Genomic DNA, 18,998 nt, shown 5'->3' on the forward strand with positions numbered 1-18,998 from the left:
AGATTCGCGCGACTGACTTAAAGGTCAAACCTTTCGGAGTCCCCCGGCAAAGCCGGGGGTTTACCGGACTTAATTAACTGGCAGGACGTGCAGTCGGAAAAAGGGGCCAGGGATATCCTGGTCTGGCTGGGCGTAATGATCTGTATGGCCGACAAGCTGAATCAGCTTGGCCTGTTTAAATGGTTTGCCGCCACAACTTCGGCACTGTCTTACCGGCATTCCGTGGGAAATCACCCTCACCGTCCTGTTGATTGTCTACTGCTACTCGCATTACTTCTTTGCGGGCAGTACGCCGCACGTCGTCGCGATGTACGCCGCCTTTGGCAGCGTCTCTGTTGCCGCGGGAGCCCCACCGATGATGGTGGCGCTGTCGCTGGCGTTTGTGACCAACCTGATGAGCGGGATTTCGCACTACGGCAACGGCCCGGCGGTTATCTACTACGGCGCAGGCTATGTCGCCCAGCGCGACTGGTGGCGGTTAGGCTTTATTGTGATGTTGATTAACATCGTGATCTGGTTCGGGCTTGGCGCAGTGTGGTGGAAAATTTTAGGTTTGTGGTAACAGACTTGCCCGGTGACGATAACGCTCACCGGGCTGTCAACGATGGCTTTACGCCAGCTTCTTACGGACAAACATCCAGCCTGCCAGCAGCAGCACAATCCACGCGCATCCCACGTACAGCGAGATACGGGTCTCCGGGTGCCAGCCAATCAGGGCAATGATGAAGATGAGGAAAATCCCCCCCACAACGGTGGTCGCCACACCGCCTGGTACTTTGAACTTCAGCGCCTTGACCTCACCAGCAGACAGACGGCGGCGGAAAGCAATCTGCGAGAGCAGGATCATTATCCACACCCACACCGTGGCAAAGGTCGCCAGCGAAGCAATCACCAGGAAGACGTTTTCCGGCATGATGTAGTTGAGATAAACCGCTGACAGCAACGCGAGCGTCATCACCAGCACGGTTACCCAGGGAATGCCTTTACGTGAAGTTTTAGCGAAGATTTTCGGGGCGCTGCCCTGCTCCGCCATCCCGTGGAGCATACGCCCGACGCCGAAAACATCACTGTTGATAGCCGACAGGGAGGCAGTCAGTACCACAAAGTTCAGGATGCTGGCGGCAAAGGTAATGCCCAGATGCTGGAAGGTCAGCACAAACGGGCTACCGTCAGTCCCGACCTGATTCCACGGATAGATGGACATAATGACAAACAGCGTCCCGACGTAGAACACCAGGATACGCATCGGCACCGAATTGATGGCGCGCGGAATGGATTTTTGCGGATCTCTGGCTTCGCCTGCGGTAATACCAATAATTTCAATGCCGCCGTAGGCAAACATCACCATTTGTAGCGACATCACCATGCCAATCCAGCCATTGCTGAAGAACCCGCCGTTGCTCCATAAATTGCTGATGCCGGTTGGCTGGCCGCCGTTGCCAATCCCCCAGATGATGATCCCAAAGCCGGCAGCAATCATGACGATAATGGTGGCGACTTTGAAGAATGAGAACCAGAACTCCAGCTCGCCAAATACCTTGACGCTCATCAGGTTAATGGCGCAGATGAGCAGCACCACGCTAAGCACCCAAATCCAGTGCGGTACGGTGGGGAACCAGACGCCCATATAGATACCGAAAGCAGTCACATCGGCAATGGCAACAATCAGGATTTCGAAACAGTAAGTCCAGCCAGTAATGTAGCCTGCCAGTGGACCGAGATTTTCCTGGGCATAACGGGAAAAAGAGCTGGCGGAAGGATTATGTACGGACATCTCGCCCAGCGCGCGCATGATGATATAAGCCGCCACGCCGCCGATGATATAGGCCAGCAATACGCTCGGCCCCGCCATCCTGATGGCATCCGCTGAACCGTAAAACAGCCCGGTCCCGATTGCCGATCCCAGCGCCATAAAGCGGATGTGTCGGGTACTCAACCCTCGCTTTAACTTATTCGTACTTTCCATCATTTCCCGTTCCAGGATTCAAAAAAACAAAAAACCACGGGGCCATAAGTCCCGTGGTTGGCAAATCTTTTCGTGCAACTTAGTGTGCGCTGGAAGCCACCTGACGCCCGGCGGTGCGATCCCAGCCAGCAGCCAGTACCACCATCACCAGCGTCGGCATCAACCATGCCAGACCTTGCTCTGCCAGCGGCAGGCGCTGCGTCCAGGCAGGAAGGATATCAGCAAATGCTGACGCCTTGATACCGTCCAGCACGCCAAACAGCAGGCTGATAAACATCGCCGGGGCAATAACACGCGTAGAACTACGCCACCACGAGCGGGTGAAGCTTAACACGACCAGGGCGATACAAGGCGGATAGATCATCGTCAGTACCGGAATGGAGATCTGAATCAGGTGGCTCAGCCCCAGATTCGACACCGCCATGGAGAAGATGCCAAGAATAAACACCAGCGTGCGGTAGGAGAGCGGCAGGTACTGGGCAAAGAATTCCGCACAGGCGCAGGTCAGGCCAACCGCCGTTACCAGGCAGGCGATAAAAATCAGCGCCGCCAGCAGGAAGCTCCCGGCGCCGCCAAAGGTATGAGCCACATAGGCATGCAGAATGGCAGCGCCGTTAGCTGACTGATCCACAAGCGTTGAACTGTCGGAACCGAGACGGAACAGCGCCAGGTACAGCAGCGTCAGGCCTACGCCCGCCATCAGGCCAGCCCATACGGTGTAACGGGTCAGCAGACGCGCTTCGGTGACCCCACGTGAACGGGCAGCGTTAACAATAACGATCCCGAAGACCATGGCGCCCAGGGTGTCCATCGTCAGGTAGCCATTCACAAAACCGTTGGAGAAGGCCGCATGCTGATAGGCGTCCATCGCGTGGCTGATAGGACCAGCGGGCCAGATAATCGCCGCAACGGAGAGAATAATCAGGGCAATAATTTTCAGCGGCGCGAGGAAGTTGCCAACGGTATCGAGCAGTTTTCCCGGATAGAGCGACACCAGGATCACCAGCGTAAAATAGATGATGCTGTAGATCAGCAGCGGCAGAGAACCTTCACCCGTCAGAGGAGCGATCCCTACCTCAAACGACACGGTGGCAGTACGCGGGGTTGCAAACAGCGGCCCTACCGCCAGATAGCACACCGTCGCCAGCAGAACGCCCGCCACTTTACCAATGGGCGTACTGAGGCTGTCCACCCCACCGCCGACCTTCGCCAGCGCCACCACGGTGAGAACAGGAAGTCCCACTGCGGTTATCAGAAAGCCAATTGACGCAGTCCAGACGTGCTCGCCTGCCTGCAAACCGACCATCGGGGGGAAAATGATATTGCCTGCGCCGACGAAGAGCGCAAATGTCATAAAGCCCAGAGCAACAATGTCTCGTGGTTTTAAATGATGGGTCATAAACGTTTACTGCCTGTGGATGTGGTGATGCAAGTGGTGAAATTTTCGCCTTGCGCTGCGGAACATTACAGCGCCAAGAGCCTGAAAGTGAAGCGCAAAACACTTCACTCTTCGCGTGGTGGAGAATAGTTTTTTGATTTACCACGCAAATACAGTGAGTCTGACGACTCACGGGGCGCAATTTAAACGCTTATAACGTTTAAAGGCAATAAGGGATCGCAAAACCAGATGGTTATGCCAGAGTGAAAAAGAATACCAGATGATATCTCTGTATATAAGAAAAACAGATGGCTAATCATGCGAACAAAAAATCAGCGCAGACATATTCTACGGATGAATAGAAGGAAAAATGGGTGAAAAGGAGAGTATTCTGACAGGAGTGGAAAGAAAAGCTGACACCTGCGGCGTCAGCTTGCGTTCCTCGCCACCAGCCGTTCTGGCAGGGTAAAGCTAAAGCGGGTCCCTTTTCCGGGCGTGCTGTCGATATCCAGCTTGCTGTCATGGTGATTAACCGCATGCTTAACAATCGCCAGCCCCAGTCCACTGCCACCGGTCTGTCGGGAGCGGGCCTTGTCCACCCGGTAAAAACGCTCCGTCAGACGCGGAATATGTTCAGCCGCAATCCCCGGACCGTTATCCTCAACGCTAAACTGCACGCCCTGAGCCACACGCTGCCAGCTCACGGTAATGTGCGTTCCCGGTGGCGTATGGTTAACGGCGTTGTAGACGAGATTTGAGATTGCGCTGCGCAGTTGTTCCTCATTACCCAGCACTTTGACGGCATTATCGACCACAAACTCCAGTTCATGCTTTTTGTGGCTCAGGGTCTGGGCTTCCCTTTCAACCACCCGCAGCATTATGGGGACATCGATAATTTCATTAGGTGGAATAATTGGCGCCGCTTCGATTTTCGATAACGTAAGCAACTGTTTAACCAGCCCTTCCATGCGTGAAGTTTGCTCACGCATGGTATGTAAGGCTTTCTCGCGCGGCAGCCCTTCCAGAGTCTGCTCCTGCATCATCTCCAGATAGCCCTGCAGCACGGTAAGCGGCGTACGCAATTCATGGCTGACGTTGGCAAAAAAGTTACGTCTCGCCCCTTCCAGCTGATGCATCTGCGTGACATCGCGCGCCACCATTAACAACTGGTGCTCACTGTAGGGCATCACGCGGATCTCAAGATGACGGCCATTGTTAAGCACCAGATTAAGCGGACGGACAAAATTCCGTGCTTTATGGTAGCGAGTAAATTCAGGGTAACGCAGCAGGTTGAGAATATTTTGTCCGTTATCGTCCGGCCAGCGTAAATTAAGCAGCTGCTGAGCCAGGCCATTACACCAGAAAATGGCCCCCTCTTCGGTGGTCAGAACGACCGCATCCGGTAAAGATTCAGCCCCGCTGCGAAAACGTTTAATCAGATTTCCCAGCTCACGACGCCGTTTTTTATTCCGCATCTGCATCTGATGCAGGCCATACAACAGCGGTTCCCAACTCCCTGTCCCTGGCGGAGGGGTCATACTTTTATCGACCCATAACCACCAGGAAAGCCGCATTAAATTCCAGAAATGCCAGGCCAGTAATCCGGTCACCGCCAGCAGTAAAAACCACGGCAGATAACCAAAAAATGCTCCGAGCAGTGCCGCTGGTAAACAGCACAGGATGAGTTCGAGTACCAGCCTTTTCCATGACAGCCGTTCCAGCACGCGTCACACTCCTGTCAGATTTCAGAAACGGGTTGAGAACCGGTAACCCGTGCCGCGAACTGTTTGTACCATCCGATCGTGACCACTGTGTTCCAGCGCCTTACGCAAGCGGCGAATATGCACATCCACCGTCCGGTCTTCAACATACACGTTGGTTCCCCAGACGTGGTTCAGCAACTGTTCGCGGCTGTAGACGCGTTCAGGATGGGTCATAAAGAAGTGCAGTAGCTTAAACTCTGTCGGCCCCATGTCCAGGGGATTCTCGCCCGTCATCACGCGGTGGGAGCTCGGATCGAGACTCAGCCCCTGCATTTCGATGACTTCTTCTACCGCCATCGGCGAGATACGTCGCATCACCGCTTTGATGCGTGCGACCAGCTCTTTTGGCGAGAACGGCTTGGTAATGTAATCATCAGCGCCGGTTTCAAGGCCCCGAACCCGGTCCTCTTCTTCCCCGCGGGCGGTCAGCATCATCACCGGGATTTCACGGGTCATGGCTTCACGTTTCAGGTGTTTGATAAACTGAATACCTGAGCCACCCGGCAACATCCAGTCGAGCAAAACCAGATCGGGCCAGGGTTCATTAAGTTGGTTCACCGCGCTGTCATAATCTTCCGCTTCGACAGGTTGAAAGCCGTTTTGCTCAAGCACAAAGCAAACCATTTCACGGATGGGTGCTTCATCTTCTACGACCAGAATGCGTCTTGCCATAATTTGCCCTGTTTAATTAAGTCATCAGTCAATCGCGGCGTCAGTATGCGTCACTTTTGTGACAGATTTATGAAACAAATGACCGACAGATGACCCCAGCCGCCGTTTTATGACAGCGATGATTCGCTTTCGCTGGCAGCGCATATGCCCTTGAATGTTATAATCCTGTTTACGCTTTTTTGCCACGGAACCGCTATGCGCATCATTCATACTTCGGACTGGCACCTCGGTCAGAACTTTTACAGCAAAAGTCGGGCCGCAGAACACGACGCCTTTCTCACCTGGCTGCTGGCAACCGCAGAACACCATCTGGTTGATGCGATTATTGTCGCAGGCGATATCTTCGATACCGGCTCTCCGCCAAGCTATGCCCGCGAACTCTATAATCAATTTGTGGTGAAGCTACAGAGCACCGGCTGTCATCTGGTGGTGCTGGCGGGCAACCACGATTCCGTCGCTACCCTCAATGAATCGAAAGATATTCTCGCCTGGCTAAAAACCACCGTGGTCGCCAGCGCGGGCAGCGCGCCCTTTGTTTTACCGCTGCGCGATGGCTCAGCCGGGGCAATTTTTTGCCCGGTTCCTTTTTTACGCCCGCGCGACATTGTCACCAGCCAGGCGGGGCTTTCCGGCGCGGAAAAACAGCAGCATCTGCTGGGGGCGATTACGGATTATTATCAGCAGCAATATGACGCGGCCTGCACCCTGCGCGGCGACAGGCCGCTGCCCATTATTGCCAGCGGACATCTCACCACCGTCGGCGCCAGCAAAAGTGATGCGGTGCGCGAAATCTATATCGGCACCCTTGATGCCTTCCCGGCGCAGAACTTCCCGCCAGCGGATTACATCGCGCTTGGGCATATTCATCGCCCACAAAAAATTGGCGGTCAGGAGCATATCCGCTATTGCGGCTCCCCTATTGCCCTGAGTTTCGATGAAACCGGCAAAAGCAAATATGTCAATTTAGTGACATTCAGTGACGGAAAGCTGGCCGAAGTCACCCCGCTGGAGGTTCCCGTTACCCAGCAATTAGGCGTTGTCAAAGGCGATCTTGCCGCCATCAGCTCGCAGCTCACGCAGTGGAAAGGTAATCACGCCGACTCTCCGGTCTGGCTCGATATTGAAATCACCACCGATGACTACCTCAGCGATATGCAGCGCAGGATCCAGGCGCTGACTGCCGAACTGCCGGTGGAGGTCCTGCTGGTTCGTCGCAGCCGCGAACAGCGGGAGCGCATTCTCGCCAGCGAGCGGCGCGAGACATTAAGCGAACTCAACGTTGAAGAGGTCTTCGCCCGTCGTCTCGCGCTGGAAGAACTCGATGAGACGCAGTACGCCCGACTACAGGCGCTGTTTATGCAGACAGTGCATGCCTTACAGCAGGAGCACGACGCATGAAAATTCTTAGCCTGCGCCTGAAAAATCTCAACTCACTGAAAGGTGAGTGGAAGATAGATTTTACCGCCGAGCCTTTTGCCAGTAATGGCCTGTTTGCCATTACCGGCGCGACCGGAGCAGGGAAAACCACCCTGCTGGATGCCATATGCCTCGCGCTTTACCATGAAACGCCACGGCTGAATAATGTCTCGCAATCCCAGAATGATTTGATGACCCGCGGCACTGCCGATTGCCTCGCGGAGGTGGAGTTCGAAGTCAAAGGCATTGCCTATAGAGCCTTCTGGAGCCAGACCCGCGCCCGCAATCAGCCGGATGGCAACCTGCAGGTGCCGCGCGTTGAGCTGGCGCAGTGCGCGGATGGCAAAATCCTGGCGGATAAAGTCAAAGATAAGCTTGAGCTGACCGCATCGCTCACCGGGCTGGATTATGGCCGCTTTACCCGTTCGATGCTGCTTTCCCAGGGGCAGTTTGCTGCCTTTCTGAATGCCAAACCTAAGGAGCGGGCAGAGTTACTGGAAGAATTAACCGGTACCGAAATCTATGGCCGGATCTCCGCTGATGTCTTTGAAAAACATAAGATAGCCAAAACAGAGCTGGAAAAATGTCAGGCTCAGGCCGAAGGCGTTGTCCTGTTTAATGATGAACAACGTGAGACGTTGAATAAAAGTTTGCAGGCACTTACTGACGAGGAGCAGCGCCTGCTGAACGGGCAGCGAGAAGCGCAAACCCAGCTAAACTGGCTCAATCGCAGCCATGAATTGCAGCTCGCTCATCAGCGCGCACAAGCCGCCACGGTGCAGGCCCAGCAGGCATACGAGCAGGCGCAGCCCGAGCTGACCCGGCTCAACCGCGCCCAGCCGGCATTACAACTGCGCCCGGTCTGGGAGCAGGTGCAGGAGCAACGCCAGGTACAGCAGCGTAGCGTCCAGCAAAATGATGAAGTGAATACTCGCTTACAAGCCAGTCGCGACCTGCGTGGACGCATTCGCGCCAGCGCGGCCCATCAACACGCCCAACTGATGGCATCGCAAACCACTCTGAAGAGCTGGCTGAGTGAACATCAACGTTTTCAGCGCTGGCAAAATGAACTGGCCGGCTGGCGGGCGATGCTTAACCAGCAGGACGGTGACAAAAAACCCTGGCAGGCGCTGCTGGCGCGCATTGAGCAAAATGAGCTGAAACTGCGTGGCCTGATGGACATCTCTCTGGAGATGAGCCCCGAAGAGGTGAATGCCGCCATGACGTTAAGTGCGCAACAGCGTCCGCTGCGCCAGCGACTGCATGCCCTGCACGCCCGTTTCGCACCGCTGCAAAAACATCTCGCCCAGCGTCAGCAAAGCCTGACGGAGCTAAAAGCCAGCCAGGAAAGATGCGATGCCGAGCTGTTAAGCAAACGTGCGCAATATAAAGATAAAAACCAGCTACTGACCGAGATCCGTAAGGTCTGCGAGCTGGAAGATCGTATCCACAGTCTGGAGAACGAGCGCGCCCGTCTCCAGCCGGGCCAGCCGTGCCCGCTTTGCGGCTCCGCAGAACACCCGGCCATTGCGGAGTATCAGGCCATGGTGCCGGGAGCCAACCATGCCCGTCGCGATGCGCTGGATCTGGAGGTCCGTAAGATGGCCGAGGACGGTGTTGCCCTCAGCGCGCGTCTGAAAGGACTGGCGGAGCAGTATGAAAAAGAAGAACGCCAGGCCAGAATCTTGCAGCAGGATGAGCAGGCCCTGCAACAGGAGTGGGTGCAACTGTCTGCCGACCTTGGGATCGGTATGCAACCGCAGCACGATCTCACCAGCTGGCAGGCCAGCCAGGATGCCTATGAACATCAGCTTTATCAGTTAAGTCAGCGTCTGACATTACAGAACCAAATCAGTGAACAGCGCCAGCAGGTGGCGCAATATCAGCAGACCGCCGATGCCCGCAGGATGGCACTCACCGCAAGTCTGGAGCCGCTGGGGCTCAGGGTTCCGGCTGAAGGTGAAGAGGCGTCATGGCTGGCAGAACGCAGCGCCGAAGCGCAGCTGTGGCAGGATAAACAGAACGAATTCACGGCCCTGCATGAGCGTATCGCGCAGCTCTCTCCTCTTCTGGAGACGCTGCCGGAAGAAGACGTCGCCGGGAGTCCTCAGCCTGAGCCTCTGGACAACTGGCAGCAGGTGCATAACCGCTGTGTTTCGCTGCAAAGCCAGTGGCAAACCCTGCAACAACAGCTCGCTCAGGAAACGCAACGACTGGCCGCACTGGAGAAACAATTCGCCGCAGCGCTGGCAGAAAGTGAGTTTGCCAGCCAGCAGGCATTTCTGGATGCGTTGCTCGATGACGTGGAGCGCCAGCGGCTCGAACAACTCCGCCAGAAGCTGGAGAATGCCTGCCAACAGGCTCAGACGCTGGTCAGTAGCGCTGAACAGGTGCTGAAGACCCATATCGCCCAGCCGCCAGCAGCAATGGATGAGCAGGAAACGGCGGAGAAAAGTCAGGAAACGCTCGCAGCGCTAACGAGCCAGCTGAGGGAAAACACCACCCGCCAGGGAGAATTGCGCCAGCAGCTTAAGCAGGATGCCGGGAACCGTCAGCGCCTGCAGACCCTGATGCTGGAGATTGAGCGGGTCAGGGAACTCTGCGACGACTGGGGTCATCTGGCGCAGTTGATTGGCTCCAAAGACGGGGATAAATTCCGTAAGTTCGCCCAGGGGTTAACGCTCGATAACCTGGTATGGCTGGCAAACAACCAGCTTAACCGACTGCACGGGCGTTACCTGCTCAAGCGCAAAGCCAGCGAAGCGCTGGAGCTGGAAGTGGTGGATACCTGGCAGGCGGATACCGTGCGTGATACGCGTACGCTTTCGGGCGGCGAAAGCTTCCTCGTCAGCCTTGCGCTGGCGCTGGCGCTGTCAGACCTGGTGAGCCACAAAACCCGCATCGATTCGCTGTTCCTCGATGAAGGTTTTGGCACACTCGACAGTGAAACACTGGATACGGCGCTCGATGCTCTTGATGCGCTGAACGCAACGGGAAAAACCATTGGTGTTATCAGCCACGTCGAAGCGATGAAAGAGCGGATCCCGGTACAGATCAAGGTCAGGAAGATTAACGGACTGGGGTACAGCAAACTGGATAAAATCTTTGCGCTGGAGTCCTGACAACTTCCCGGCAATCAGCAGATTGCCGGGTTCTCCACCGGGTCAGGGTTGGGGCCACAGCCAGGCCGCCCCGCGCACGCCGCTGGAGTCACCGTGCAGCGCTTTGCGAACCGGCGTTTCGAACTCGCCGCCAAAGACCCAGTTTTTTACCAGTGCAGGCACGGTTTTGTAGAGCCGCTCGACGTTACTCATTCCGCCGCCGAGCACAATCACATCGGGATCGAGAATATTGACCACGTGGGCCAGCGACTTTGCCAGCCGCAATTCATAGCGGCATAACGCAAGCTCTGCGAGCGAGTCCTGCTCTTCCATCAGGTGCATAATTTCATTACCTTTCAGCGCCCGTCCGCTCAGACGCTGATAATCCGTGCCAAAGCCGGTGCCGGAAATAAAGGTTTCGATACAGCCCTGTTTGCCGCAATAGCACGGGACTTCCGCCCGGTAGCGCAGTTCATCTTCGTCCATCCACGGCAGCGGATTGTGGCCCCACTCACCCGCCGTGCCGTTTCCGCCAATATGCGCACGACCGCCAAGCGCCACGCCCGCACCGCATCCGGTGCCAATGATTACGGCGAAGACGGTTTGCGCGCCTGCGGCCGCACCGTCCACCGCCTCTGAGACCGCCAGGCAGTTGGCATCATTCGCCAGGCGCACTTCTCGATTCAGGCGCAGGCTTAAATCCTTATCGAAGGGTTTCCCGTTCAGCCAGGTCGAATTGGCGTTTTTCACCACCCCGGTATAAGGCGAAATGGATCCGGGGATCCCCATCCCTACCGTCCCGGTTTGCCCGGTCTCTTTTTCGGTGAGCGCAACAAGAGAAGCAATCAATTCAATGGTTTGATGGTAATCACGCGGTGTGGCCTGGCGATAGCGAAACAACTCATCGCCATCATCGCTGAGCGCAATGATTTCTGTTTTCGTCCCACCTAAATCAATACCGATACGCACATAATGCTCCTCATAGTTGGACAACGCATTCACATGCAAGCGCGGCGACAATTGGTTATCATGCCCGCTGCATTTAACGACAAGGCCGTGGAAAAAATCATGCTGTGGTTTAAAAATTTAATGGTATACCGTCTCAGCCGCGATGTAGCGTTGCAGGCAGAAGAGATAGAAAAACAGCTTGCCCCACTATCGTTTACCCCATGCGGTAGTCAGGATATGGCGAAAACCGGGTGGGTTCCACCGATGGGTTCACACAGTGATGCGCTGACCCACACCGCCAATGGTCAGATTATTATTTGCGCCCGCAAGGAAGAGAAAATTCTGCCGTCTACGGTGATTAAACAGGCACTGGAAGCCAAAATTTCCCGCCTCGAAGCCGATCAGGGCCGCAAGCTGAAAAAAACCGAGAAAGATTCGCTGAAAGACGAAGTGCTGCACTCTTTGTTGCCCCGCGCGTTCAGCCGTTTCAGCCAGACCATGATGTGGATCGATACCGTTAATGGTCTGATTATGGTCGACTGCGCCAGCGCCAAAAAAGCCGAAGATACGCTGGCGCTGCTGCGCAAGAGCCTCGGTTCACTGCCGGTCGTGCCTCTGACGCTGGAAAACCCGATTGAACTGACGCTGACCGAATGGGTCCGTTCCGGTACGGTAGCCCAAGGGTTCCAGTTGCTTGACGAAGCTGAACTGAAAGCGATTTTAGAAGATGGCGGCGTGATCCGCTGTAAGAAACAAGAACTGGTTAGCGACGAAATTGCCGTGCACATCGAAGCGGGCAAAGTGGTCACCAAACTGGCTCTCGACTGGCAGCAACGCGTCCAGTTTATGGTCTGCGACGATGGTTCGATTAAGCGGCTGAAATTTGGCGATGAACTCCGTGACCAGAACGAAGATATCGACAGAGAGGATGTGGCCCAGCGCTTCGATGCTGATTTCATCCTGATGACCGGGGAATTGTCGACGCTTATCCACAGTCTGGTGGAAGGCTTAGGCGGCGAAGCCCAGCGTTAATCCGTAAGCCATAAACGCAAACGCCCGGTAAGCCGGGCGTTTGTGTCTCTACTGCTGCGTGCGCTTACAGGTAGCGGCAGAGGTAGGAAGACGGCTCGGCAACCTGCAAATTGAATTCGCTGTGGCCCGGAACGTTGAAGACTTCACCGGCAGCGTAGGTTTTCCACTCAGTCTCGCCCGGCAACAGAACACGCAGTGCGCCACTCACCACCGTCATCTCTTCCGGCTGCGCGGTACCAAAGGTATATTCCCCTTCGGCCATAACGCCCACGCTGGCACGGCCAGTGCTGCTGCTGGTAAAACCGATGGATTTCACTTTACCGGAAAAGTATTCGTTACTTTGAAGCATAAACTGGCCCTTTTGAATATTAATTGAATATATGAAAAAGCACTATAGAGGCCAGACTTCGCTCCTGTCACGCGAAATTAACCGGGCAAACGCCCTACACCAGCAGCTCAGACGCCAGTCGCGCAACCAGAATATTAGAGAGTAATACTGGCACATTCAGCGATTTCTGGAGCAAATCACGGTGCCATTGATGAAAACCAAGACAATCAAGCATTAATACATCCGCGCCCTGCTCAATCAGCGTCTTTCCGGCGGCCACAAGTTCTGCCTCCGTCGCCTTAAATGGATGCGCGAGGGCATAGTAAGGCTCCGTCTCCAGCAGGCTCCATCGATGCTGCTGCTGCGCCATCAGCTCAGGGATGGGAACAATCACCCCCATTTGATGGCCATCGACAATGGAAGCCACCAGCGGTGGGATAATACGTTGCGGTTCGATAAGAATAGAATTGAGCGCACTCAACCCCTGGATGGGCGCAGTGCTCATCAGTAAAATAACGTCATAGCCCTGGTTATCAAGCACTTCAATAACACTTTGCAAATCACGTTCGACCTTCTCGCGAGAAACGCTGACCACCGTGTCGTCACGAAGTCGCGTGGGCATCGGGGTTTCACCGGGATCGACACGGTAATCATCATGAACCTCGCTGGGATCCATTTTGCCTAACAAACTAACATGGGTGATCTGCTGTTCAGAAATATGCTCAGTCAACAGCGGCAGGATCTCTTTTACAGGCACCACACCAACGGTGAGGATCGCCAAAGTCGCACTCATTCTTTTTCCGCCTTGCAACACTGCTTATCTATTCACACGTAAACGCAATCTGAAAGCGCACGGAGCCACTTCAGAAAATTTTGCATCAGGTCAGGTAGGTAATCCCATCCCGTCTATTTCCAAAAATCTCCAGAAAGAATTAATTAGATTTGATTATTATCGGCGACAGCCCACTTCGCCAGGGGTAAAAGTGTGATGCCAGCGGATAATTTGTCTTTATCAGAATAAGGTATGCATCGGGCAGACAATTCAGTATTTACCAGGATCCTCGCCGCGGCTCTTCGCGTCAGGGCTTCCTGCTCGGTGGGATATACGCTTAACGCCGCATCAGCGCTTTAATGATAAGCGCTGCGCTGATACCCGGCGACACGCGGCCCGCCAGCGCCATTCTTATGGCAACAACACGGGCTTAACGAGGATAAGCTAACTGGCGCGGGCCATATGCATTGCGTTGCGAATTTCAGCAATCACATCATCGAGACTGGCTGCCGCATCGACAACATGATGCGCGGTTTCACGATACAGCGCGTCACGTCCGGCCAGAATTTCGCCCACTTCTTCGCGAATCGGCTTACCGGTCAGGGTCGGACGCTGACTCTCTTTAGGATAAGCCTCCAGACGGTCTACCAGTACCGAGACCGGGGCGCACAGATAAATCACCAGCCCCTGTTCACGCATAAACTTACGGTTATATTCACTGAGAATAATACCACCGCCGGTCGCCACAATATGAGCGGGCGCAGTCACCGCTTCAAGCGCCTGGGTTTCGCGAGCACGAAAGCCATGCCATCCCTCTTTGCTGACCAGTTGGGCAACGGTCATTTGCGCCTGTTCCTGCAACCAATGGTCGGTATCCACAAACGGACAGGCCTGTAACTGCGACAGCGCATGGCCTACGGTCGTTTTACCGCAACCGCGTGCGCCGATTAAAAAAATGGGTAGCGTCATGAACTGGTGTTCCCTCAAATTTCGCAAGGTGTAAATGGGAGTAACGTTAAAACACCCTGCCTGGTGCCGAACGGTCGTAAATAAATCGTTACACATGAAAAGATAATTCGCATCCCGCTTCGACTTAATCCAGAAACGACGCCCAATTTGAGTGTAAAGATTTCAATGCAACCTGCGTGGAGATAACCTTACTTAAAGTAATGTTCGTTGACAAGCCCACAGGCGCGGTTAGCGTAACATATTCAGATGTCTGTTGATGGCAGAACTACTTCGGCTGACGCCGGGCACGCTCCAGCAACCATTTATCGAGCTCGGCAGCAAACTGCTGCCTGTCGCGCAAAGAGAGACTGTCAGGCCCGCCGGTCTGAATACCGCTGGCCCGCAGCGTGTCCATAAAATCACGCATCGTCAAGCGTTCACGGATCGTCGCTTCAGTGTAGCGTTCGCCCCGCGGATTAAGGGCCTCGCCCCCTTTAGCGATAACTTCCGCCGCCAGAGGGATATCTGCGGTGATAACCAGATCCCCGGCTTCACACCGGCGAACGATTTCATTGTCCGCGACATCAAACCCGGCAGCCACACGTACCGAGCGGATAAAACGCGACTGCGGGACGCGGATATTCTGGTTTGCCACCAGCGTTAACGGCGTCTGCGTGCGCTCGGCCGCACGAAACAGAATTTCTTTAATCACATTCGGACAGGCGTCCGCATCAACCCAAATCGCCATTCTCGCTCCTCAATTTTGCCTTCGCATTGTGGCGTTAAATCGGCTCTGCGCAAAGCACAACGTTAAGGTTTAACCTGCCGCGGCGTTCATGCGTTAAGCTATAGCCACAACACACTATCAGCGGAGAGACAGACGTGATGGAGAAAAAAATCGGTTTTATCGGCTGCGGCAACATGGGCAAGGCTATCCTCGGCGGGCTCATCGCCAGCGGTCAGGTACAGCCGGGACAAATTTGGGTCTATACCCCGTCGGCAGATAAAGTCGCCAGGCTGCATGATGAGTATGGTATTAATGCCGCCCCAAGCGCCCAGGACGTAGCCCAGGTCGCTGATATCGTCTTCGGCGCCGTTAAACCCAATATTATGGTCAAAGTGCTGAGCGAGGTGGCCTCCAGCCTGAATAAAGAGACGCTGGTCGTCTCCATTGCGGCAGGCGTCACCCTCGATCAGCTGGCCCGCGCGCTGGGTCATGATCGTAAAATTATTCGTTCAATGCCGAATACGCCATCACTGGTGAATGCCGGAATGACCTCCATTACCGCCAATGCGCTGGTCACTGAGGAAGACATCAATGATGTGCTGGGGATTTTCCGCAGTTTCGGTGGCGCTGAGGTGGTCTCAGAATCGATGATCCATCCGGTAGTGGGCGTCAGTGGTTCTGCTCCGGCATACGTATTTATGTTTATTGAAGCCATGGCCGATGCTGCCGTGCTCGGCGGTATGCCGCGCGCGCAAGCCTATCGCTTTGCCGCGCAGGCGGTAATGGGGTCGGCAAAAATGGTGCTGGAAACCGGTAAACATCCGGGTGAATTGAAAGATATGGTCTGCTCGCCTGGTGGAACCACCATCGAAGCGGTCAAGGTGCTGGAAGAAAAAGGGTTCCGTGCGGCAGTTATCGATGCCATCCAGGCCTGCATGGCCAAATCTGACGCCCTGAGTAAATAATCTCTGTCCGCCACTGGCTGACCGGCTGGTGGCAAATAAAGACTTGCTATCAGGCGGCGACCTCGGTGCGGTTACGTCCGGCTCTTTTGGCTTTGTATAACGCCAGATCCGCCGCTTTAAGCCATTCGCGATACTGCGCCATCTCTTCGGTCAGGGGAGCAACCCCAACGCTGATATGCAGCGCGAGATTTGGGGCGCTGGTCAGACGAAACGTCGCCAGACGATCGTGGACGCGCGTCATCGCGGCAATCGCGCTTTCGGACGAGGTTCCCCCCATGATCACCGCAAACTCATCCCCCCCAAAGCGGCCAATGACATCGCTACCGCGCAGGCTCAACTGCAGATGGCGAGTGATAGCCACGATCGCTTCATCTCCCACATCATGCCCGCAGGTATCATTTATCGTTTTGAAGTGATCGACGTCGATCAGCAACAACGTCGCCACCCGCTGATGACGTCGGCAGTTATCAAACTCATCCCTCAGCAAAGTTTCCCAATGGCGTCGGTTATAGACCCCTGTCATACCGTCACGAATGCTCATTACCTGTAAACGACGCCGACTGTCTTCCATACGAATAGCCGCGCGGTAATTCACCCAGGAAAACAGCAGCGGGTAGATCAATAGCACCGGCACCGTCAGCCATATTGTCAGTGGCGGACTGACGGGAGCAAAAGCGATACCGGTAAGCTGCAGCGTCGCCAGGCAGGAGACCAGCGTCAGGAAAACCGCTACCAGGCACAGGCGCGGCCCGCCTGCCCCCATGGTCGTAATAAACACCATCATCACCAGAGCCAGTGAGGGCATCAGGTTGATGCCGGTCAGGGCGACCCATATGCCGGCAAGTATGGCGTCGACTTTAATATTGTGGGTTTCACTGGCGAGGGGATCGCTGGAGCGCGAGGCCAGTTGCCAGGCCAGATGCGGCCAGACGAAGGTCCAGAGGACCAGCAGGATCCACCAGCCGCCGGCCATCGGCTTTGACACCATCTCTGCAGCCAGCGGGAAGAATAAACAGGCCAGCCCGGCAGCACGTGGCAGCCTCTCCCGCTGCGCGAATTGAAGGCCATCGTTGTAATGATCTTCGTCGCTCAGATTAGGGTTCCTCTCCTTGTTCGAACCATCTGGGGTATAAAAATTATTATCATTCATAATTTTTGGGAACATTCTGAAACAATTTCCCAAATTATAGAGAGGGGTGATGCGGAGAAAGTATGAAATTTCGGGTGAGCCGGGATCTCCGGTCACCCGTTTGGCTTAGGCGCTTTTCTTCAGGCAGGCGCTCATAAACTTGCTGCGATCCTCGCCTTTGAGCGATTGCTGAGTGGCCTGCGCATTACATTCGCGCATCTTTTGCTGCTGCGGAGTCAGGCTCTTTTGCCCGGGTTCCGTTTTGCTATTTTTCAGGCAGTCGCTCATATAGCGCTTGCGGGCATCGCCGGCCAGCGTCTGGGCTGTCGCCTGTTGATTGCAGAGGGTCATACGTTGTTGTTGTGGGGTAAGGGTTTTCTCCGCAGCGCTTAACGCCGTGATGAATACCAGACCAAACAGGAGAGTAACCAGTAATGTTATTTTCATCGCACCATCCTTCTTTCTTCATCTGTTGCGCTTTAAGGATGGTTCGAACTGGCGAAAAAACCACCCGATGGGATCAATTCCCGCCGGGCGGCGTTTATTTCAGACCGAGGGCTGCTTTCATAGTGAAGAACAGGTCAGTCTGGTCGGTCAGACCAACGACGTTAGCCGCGTGTGGGCCATAAGCGGCAATGCGGATCTGGGTGCCGGTATGTTCCATCGACTCTTCTTCAGAGTTGCCGTAGGTCATCGCCATCACCGTACCGTCTTTGGTATTGAGCAACTGGCTTAAGCCCGGTGCTTTGGTATCGGTCGGGATAATCTGACTGGCGTGGGCATGGTCAGCGGTGACGATAACCAGCGTATTACCGTCTTTTTTGGCAAAGGCCAGCGCTTTTTGCACCGCTTCGTCAAGATCAACCGTTTCACCAATCTGGCCACATGGGTTAGCCGCATGGTCCTGCTTATCAATGGAAGCGCCTTCAACCTGCAGGAAGAAGCCCTTCTCATTTTTACTGAGCAGATCCAGTGCTTTATCAGTCATCTGCGCCAGGGTAGGTACCGTATCGTTACGTTTGGCGTTCGGAGTACAGGTCACCGCAGGCTTATCAATGTTACCGTGCAGCGAGGCTTTCGGCCCTTCCCAACGCACCGGCATATTTCCGTCCGAGAACAGACCGAGCACCGGTTTATCCTGGTTAGCAACAGTAATAGCCGCAAGACCTGAGGCATCGCTCACCATCTGGTAGCCTCGCGCCTCGGCTTGCTCGCGCAGCGTTTTACCTTTCCACTCACCGGCCGTAGCCGCTTCGCTGAAGGTCTTCGCACCGCCACCCAGGGTAACGTCGGCGCGGGCATTCAACAGCTGTTCGGTAATTGAACCTTTTCCGCCTTTTTCAAGGGCATTGCTGGCACATTTTTCACTGGTAACGCTCGGGCCGTAGCATTTACGTGAAGTCACGTGAGAAACCAGCGCCGCAGGCGTGGCATCCTGCAATTCAGCCGTAGAGACGTTGCCGGTGGCTAAACCCGCTGCTTTGGCCATCTCCAGAATGGTCACATGATCTTTTTCATGAATATCGACGCCAAGCGCGCCGTTATAGGTTTTCACCCCGGTAGACCATGCGGTTGCCGAGGCTGCGGAGTCAGTGACGTAGTCAGGTTTTCCCGTTTTTTATCGAGAGCATAGTGCGTGTATTGCCCGGTCAACGGTAAGGCATCAATACCTTTGAAGAAGCCGCCGGCGCCTTCCGCATAATTTCGGGCGGCGGTAATTTCGGAATCGCCCATTCCATCGCCAATCAACAGAATGATATTTTTGGCAGGCTTATCATTAAGGAAGGTGCGATTTAATCGGTGGGGTTCAGTGGAGTCCTTATCTGTATTAGCCTTACCTTAGCTGAGCTGTA

Annotated in this window: 15 protein-coding genes and 2 pseudogenes; 5 read left to right on the forward strand and 12 right to left on the reverse strand. The window is 54.9% G+C overall.

Going from position 1 to position 18,998, the window contains the following annotated elements; all coding sequences use genetic code 11:
• Positions 1-87 precede the first annotated feature (87 nt).
• Positions 88-562: pseudogene (locus ACSZO4_RS18295) on the forward strand (anion permease).
• Positions 563-610: 48 nt separating this feature from the next.
• Here the strand turns inward: ACSZO4_RS18295 and proY are convergent.
• From proY to phoB, 4 genes are all read right to left on the reverse strand, one after another.
• Complete coding sequence (proY, locus tag ACSZO4_RS18300; protein WP_437890474.1) at positions 611-1,966, reverse strand: proline-specific permease ProY; 1,356 nt, start codon at positions 1,964-1,966, stop codon at positions 611-613.
• Positions 1,967-2,045: 79 nt separating this feature from the next.
• The gene (brnQ, locus tag ACSZO4_RS18305) at positions 2,046-3,365 is read right to left on the reverse strand and encodes a branched-chain amino acid transporter carrier protein BrnQ (protein ID WP_437890461.1); all 1,320 of its coding nucleotides are present in this window, start codon (positions 3,363-3,365) and stop codon (positions 2,046-2,048) included.
• 407 nt (positions 3,366-3,772) lie between these two features.
• Entirely contained in the window at positions 3,773-5,068 is a 1,296-nt protein-coding gene (gene phoR / locus ACSZO4_RS18310) for a phosphate regulon sensor histidine kinase PhoR (protein ID WP_437890462.1), read from the reverse strand.
• 21 nt (positions 5,069-5,089) lie between these two features.
• Positions 5,090-5,779, reverse strand: coding sequence for a phosphate response regulator transcription factor PhoB (phoB, locus tag ACSZO4_RS18315; protein ID WP_437890463.1), 690 nt, complete (start codon positions 5,777-5,779; stop codon positions 5,090-5,092).
• A gap of 195 nt (positions 5,780-5,974) precedes the next feature.
• Here phoB and sbcD point away from each other — a divergent pair, with 195 nt between their 5' ends.
• Together sbcD and sbcC are read left to right on the forward strand one after the other, a co-directional pair.
• On the forward strand, positions 5,975-7,177 hold the full coding sequence (gene sbcD, locus ACSZO4_RS18320; protein ID WP_437890464.1) for an exonuclease subunit SbcD: 1,203 nt from the start codon (positions 5,975-5,977) through the stop codon (positions 7,175-7,177).
• A complete protein-coding gene (sbcC, locus tag ACSZO4_RS18325; protein WP_437890465.1) occupies positions 7,174-10,317 on the forward strand; it encodes an exonuclease subunit SbcC in 3,144 nt (1,047 codons plus the stop codon). Before sbcD ends, sbcC begins: the two co-directional genes overlap by 4 nt.
• 42 nt (positions 10,318-10,359) lie before the next feature.
• Here sbcC and mak read toward each other — a convergent pair whose 3' ends face one another.
• Positions 10,360-11,265: a fructokinase gene (mak, locus tag ACSZO4_RS18330; protein WP_437890466.1), complete on the reverse strand. Its 906-nt coding sequence runs from the start codon at positions 11,263-11,265 to the stop codon at positions 10,360-10,362.
• A gap of 99 nt (positions 11,266-11,364) precedes the next feature.
• On the opposite strand from mak, the gene rdgC reads away from it, so the two are divergent.
• Positions 11,365-12,276 carry a recombination-associated protein RdgC gene (rdgC, locus tag ACSZO4_RS18335; RefSeq protein ID WP_437890467.1) on the forward strand — a complete coding sequence of 304 codons (912 nt, stop codon included), beginning with the start codon at positions 11,365-11,367 and terminating at the stop codon, positions 12,274-12,276.
• Between the two features lie 64 nt (positions 12,277-12,340).
• On the opposite strand, the gene ppnP is transcribed toward rdgC, so the two are convergent.
• From ppnP to ACSZO4_RS18355, 4 genes are all read right to left on the reverse strand, one after another.
• Complete coding sequence (ppnP, locus tag ACSZO4_RS18340) at positions 12,341-12,625, reverse strand: pyrimidine/purine nucleoside phosphorylase (RefSeq protein ID WP_437890468.1); 285 nt, start codon at positions 12,623-12,625, stop codon at positions 12,341-12,343.
• Positions 12,626-12,719: 94 nt separating this feature from the next.
• Complete coding sequence (locus ACSZO4_RS18345) at positions 12,720-13,397, reverse strand: AroM family protein (protein WP_437890469.1); 678 nt, start codon at positions 13,395-13,397, stop codon at positions 12,720-12,722.
• 423 nt (positions 13,398-13,820) lie between these two features.
• A complete protein-coding gene (gene aroL / locus ACSZO4_RS18350) occupies positions 13,821-14,345 on the reverse strand; it encodes a shikimate kinase AroL (RefSeq protein ID WP_437890470.1) in 525 nt (174 codons plus the stop codon).
• A 265-nt stretch (positions 14,346-14,610) separates the two neighbouring features.
• Positions 14,611-15,072 (reverse strand): YaiI/YqxD family protein, encoded by a 462-nt coding sequence (locus ACSZO4_RS18355; RefSeq protein ID WP_437890471.1) that lies wholly within the window; start codon positions 15,070-15,072, stop codon positions 14,611-14,613.
• A 137-nt stretch (positions 15,073-15,209) separates the two neighbouring features.
• On the opposite strand from ACSZO4_RS18355, the gene proC reads away from it, so the two are divergent.
• A complete protein-coding gene (proC, locus tag ACSZO4_RS18360; protein WP_437890475.1) occupies positions 15,210-16,016 on the forward strand; it encodes a pyrroline-5-carboxylate reductase in 807 nt (268 codons plus the stop codon).
• Between the two features lie 49 nt (positions 16,017-16,065).
• Here the strand turns inward: proC and adrA are convergent, their stop codons facing one another.
• From adrA to phoA, 3 genes and pseudogenes are all read right to left on the reverse strand, one after another.
• A complete protein-coding gene (gene adrA, locus ACSZO4_RS18365; protein ID WP_437890472.1) occupies positions 16,066-17,181 on the reverse strand; it encodes a diguanylate cyclase AdrA in 1,116 nt (371 codons plus the stop codon).
• Positions 17,182-17,271: 90 nt separating this feature from the next.
• A complete protein-coding gene (gene psiF, locus ACSZO4_RS18370) occupies positions 17,272-17,592 on the reverse strand; it encodes a phosphate starvation-inducible protein PsiF (protein WP_437890473.1) in 321 nt (106 codons plus the stop codon).
• 94 nt (positions 17,593-17,686) lie between these two features.
• Positions 17,687-18,936 (reverse strand): annotated as a pseudogene (gene phoA, locus ACSZO4_RS18375) (alkaline phosphatase); the annotation flags it as partial.
• Positions 18,937-18,998 lie beyond the last annotated feature (62 nt).

The sequence above is a fragment of the Phytobacter sp. V91 genome (assembly GCF_965644225.1).
In the GTDB taxonomy this organism is placed as follows: Bacteria; Pseudomonadota; Gammaproteobacteria; order Enterobacterales; family Enterobacteriaceae; genus CBFFRJ01.